At 36.4% G+C, this 3,524-nt stretch carries 2 protein-coding genes; one reads left to right on the top strand and one right to left on the bottom strand.

All coding sequences use genetic code 11. The annotated features are described in order from the left end of the window. Positions 1-381 precede the first annotated feature (381 nt). On the top strand, positions 382-1,632 hold the full coding sequence (locus tag J7E16_RS08980) for a metal ABC transporter solute-binding protein, Zn/Mn family (RefSeq protein WP_214890986.1): 1,251 nt from the start codon (positions 382-384) through the stop codon (positions 1,630-1,632). Positions 1,633-1,861: 229 nt separating this feature from the next. On the opposite strand, the gene J7E16_RS08975 is transcribed toward J7E16_RS08980, so the two are convergent. Beyond that, positions 1,862-3,268, bottom strand: coding sequence for an ISNCY family transposase (locus J7E16_RS08975; RefSeq protein WP_214890984.1), 1,407 nt, complete (start codon positions 3,266-3,268; stop codon positions 1,862-1,864). Positions 3,269-3,524 lie beyond the last annotated feature (256 nt).

The raw sequence follows: 3,524 nt of genomic DNA, 5'->3' as shown, positions 1-3,524 counted from the left end.
TCAAAAGATAAGAAGTTCATCCAGTTTTCTGGTCAGGTTCGGCAAAACCCATTTTTCAGTCGGATTTTTTTTTCCTAATTAAATTATATAGTGAAACGGTTTTTCTGTCATGGCTTAGATTGCAAAGCAATCATATTATTTTCTGGAGGAATAGGGTTGCTTGTAGCCATGTATAGGATTCAATGAGAATTACACAACGTTGCCGCTTCAGCGATTACGGTGTGTTTGAAGCTTGAAAGCTGGAAGACATTCTTTTAGGCTTCAGGCGTTCCCTTGGCTCTCCACAAGCAAACCCGTTCATTCCAAAAGAAATTTTTTTGAAGCATCTACACCATTTGTTGTAGAACCATTATATTTAGCAGATGAATTCAGGAGGAAAATATGAAAAGAAAATGGTTTGTTTCAAGTATGCTCAGTTTAGTTACAAGTGTAACTCTTTTTGCTTGTGGACAAGAGCAATCTGACACTGGGTCAAGTAATAACACTAAATTATCAGTAGTGACCACTTTTTACCCCGTTTACGAATTTACAAAAGAAGTAGCCGTTGACCGAGCAGATGTTTCGATAATCATAGAAGCTGGGACAGATGCTCACGGCTTTGAACCAAGTGCTCGAGATGTTGCTGCTATAAATGATGCAGACATTTTTGCTTATAGTAGTGGTGAAATGGAACCTTGGGTTGGAGGACTGATGGATTCTCTTGATAGTGAAGACCTAATCACCGTTCGAACAGCTAAAGCTGATAGTTTTATAAGTACTGAAACTCATGAGCATGATCATCAAGAAAGTAATGAGCCGAATGAAGATTCACTTGAAATGGATGAAGACTTACCCGCTTCCGTCGAAATTGATGGCCTAGCTGGTCACTATCATACTGGAGATGTGGTTCAACTCGTTTCCGATGCCACCGCGATAAAAGATTCAACAAAGATCCAATGGTATACTCGTGGAGCTAGTGAAGACTGGAAGACTGTCTCAGGTCAAACAAAGGAAACATTTGAATATGAAACAACTGGTGATAATTTCGATGTCAAAGTTGTCTTTTCTGACGAAGCCGATATCCCTTACGCTCAATCAGCTCCTATCGAGATTGCTATCGATGATCATGAAGGTCTAGATCCTCACATCTGGTTAGACCCAGTGTTAGCTCAAGACCAAGTAATGGTAATCAAAGAGGCCTTGATCCAAGCTGATCCTGATGGAAAAACTTATTATGAAGAAAATGCTGAAAAATTCATTTTAGAGCTCCAAAGATTAGATGAAGAATATGTAGCAGCTTTGTCTTCTGCAACCAATCGTGTGTTTGTCGTTCAACACCAAGCATTCGGCTATATTGCTCAGCGTTACAATTTAGAACAAATTGCTGTGGGAGGTATTTCTACTGAAATAGAATCTAGCCCATCACGAATTGCAGAAATCAGTGAATTAGTTAAGCAACATAATGTTCCCGTAATTTATTACCAACAAGGAGCAGACTCCTCCATTGCACAAACAGTGGGTCAAGAAACTGAAACAGCTATAGAAGTTTTATATGACCTTGAAAGTTTCTCTAAAGGGATGCAAGATGATGGCATGGATTATCTAACCTTGATGAGAAAAAATTTAAAAGCTTTACAGTTAAGTATTCACTAATTGATGATTGAATTACTTTGAACAGCCAAAATTCGCTAGTTATGTCAATGATAAATGAAAATGTCCCGTTTTTATATGATAATGAGTTAGGCTTATCAACTCAATTTCTCAAGTTAACGACCGCGCTTCGCTTGCTAAAGTTGTTCAGGATAGTTCCTTCAAAAAACATGAAGCAACCATCCTAAACAACTGCTATAAGAAATCTATACAAAATTGATTCGCTGCTTTATTAGACTAAAGAACCCTTTTTTAAGGCTTCTTTTTGTTTTTTATTTCTAAGATAACGATCATAAGAAGGTTTCCTCCAAGGATGAGACAGGGATGGTATGATTAGCTGAGTTTTTTTCACTCTCACAGGCGCATCTAATTCTTTCGATACTTCTTCATGTAATAAAATTTCTTGTAAGGAAAAAACTGAATTATCAACGCTAGCGTATAATTCATTTCCCTTTATATGGATAATCAAGACGCTTGTTTTTGGAGTAAGTAAAACCTGCTGGTTTTGATCATGCAAACGATAAAGCTTATTTTGATACTTCACACCATGACCTTTTTGGATAATTCGTTGTGAAAATCGAGCGAGTATATGATCCAAAATGACTGTTTTTGGTAGCTTTTCAAAAGCACTTTTGCTATCCTTTAGCTGTAAAGCAAATTTGGCATTATATGTAGGAATGTAATGCGTCAAAAATAGATTTGCTTCATCGATTGATTGGATAGAACATAAGGCCATTTCATGAAGGAGACGATCTTGGAGTGTATTCCAAAGTCGTTCGATTTTCCCTTTTGCTTGAGGGATACTAGTTGTACGTAAGTTTATTCCTAAAGTGTGGCAGGCATATCCAAATTGTGTAAAAGTATCCTTTTCTTCAGAGGGGTGCTTTTCTTGTTTATAGATAAAAACCGTACGGTTATCTGTTAAAATTTCGTAAGGAATACCATAGTTGGTTAAAAATTGCTCCGTTACTTCATAATAGGCGTCTAGCGTTTCCTCCTTATCAAAATAGGCTCCTACTACAAGCCCTGTTGCGTCATCGATTGCAGCGTGTAAATGAGCGTACGTCCCGTTTTTAAACCAATCATGAGAAGAAGCGTCCATTTGAAGCTGTTCGCCACAGTATTTCTTGCGAGAACGACTTGGGTGAGCCTTCAATGTATCTATATAATCCAATTCATTTAATACCTGACACTCTTTTTTAGTTAGTACCTGCTTATGTTGTTCCTTTTCTTGCAATTCCTTACGCTTTTTTCTTTTTGTTTGTCGAAAAGCACGTGGGGATAAAAGATTTTTTTCATACAATAAGTTCCGTACGGTTGTGTATGAGACTTGGATCTTTTCTACTTCAATTAGTTTCTCAGTAAAATGTGTAAGGTTGAAAGCTTCATATTTTTTGTTATAAAGAGCAATAATTTTTTTCCTAGTTTCAGTTGATAAACCAGTAGAAGGTTTCCGATTTTGATTCCCATGTATAAATCCGCTTTTTCCTTTTGTCTGATAGACTTGGATTAATCGATTAATTTGTCTGCGAGATAGAGCTAACTCGACTTCTGCACGAGTTTTGGAAACTTGTCCATTGCTTATTTTTTTTATGATCTTATATTTCTTTTCTTCAAACATTGTTAGGTGAACTCCCATTGAATCACTCCAATCCTTTTAGATTAGAGTAACGTAGTTACGGGACATTTTCATTTGTTAACTATTAAGACATTATCATTTGTTAATGACATACCATCGCAACAAAAAATAATTTTTGTTGCAAAATCATCTTCAACATTATATAATATTGAAGATGAAATCAATAATTTTTCATAAGGGAGTAACTGGCAGCAATAGCTGTGGCAACGTCACCAACAAGTAGATTTGCAATGATCTTCTGGTGTTGTCTTAAATA

Origin of the sequence: Carnobacterium sp. ISL-102 (assembly GCF_018612935.1) — a bacterium.
Lineage (GTDB): Bacteria > Bacillota > Bacilli > Lactobacillales > Carnobacteriaceae > Carnobacterium_B > Carnobacterium_B alterfunditum.
Note: the sequence above shows the minus strand (reverse complement) of the source record. Positions and strands in the feature narration are given on the sequence as shown.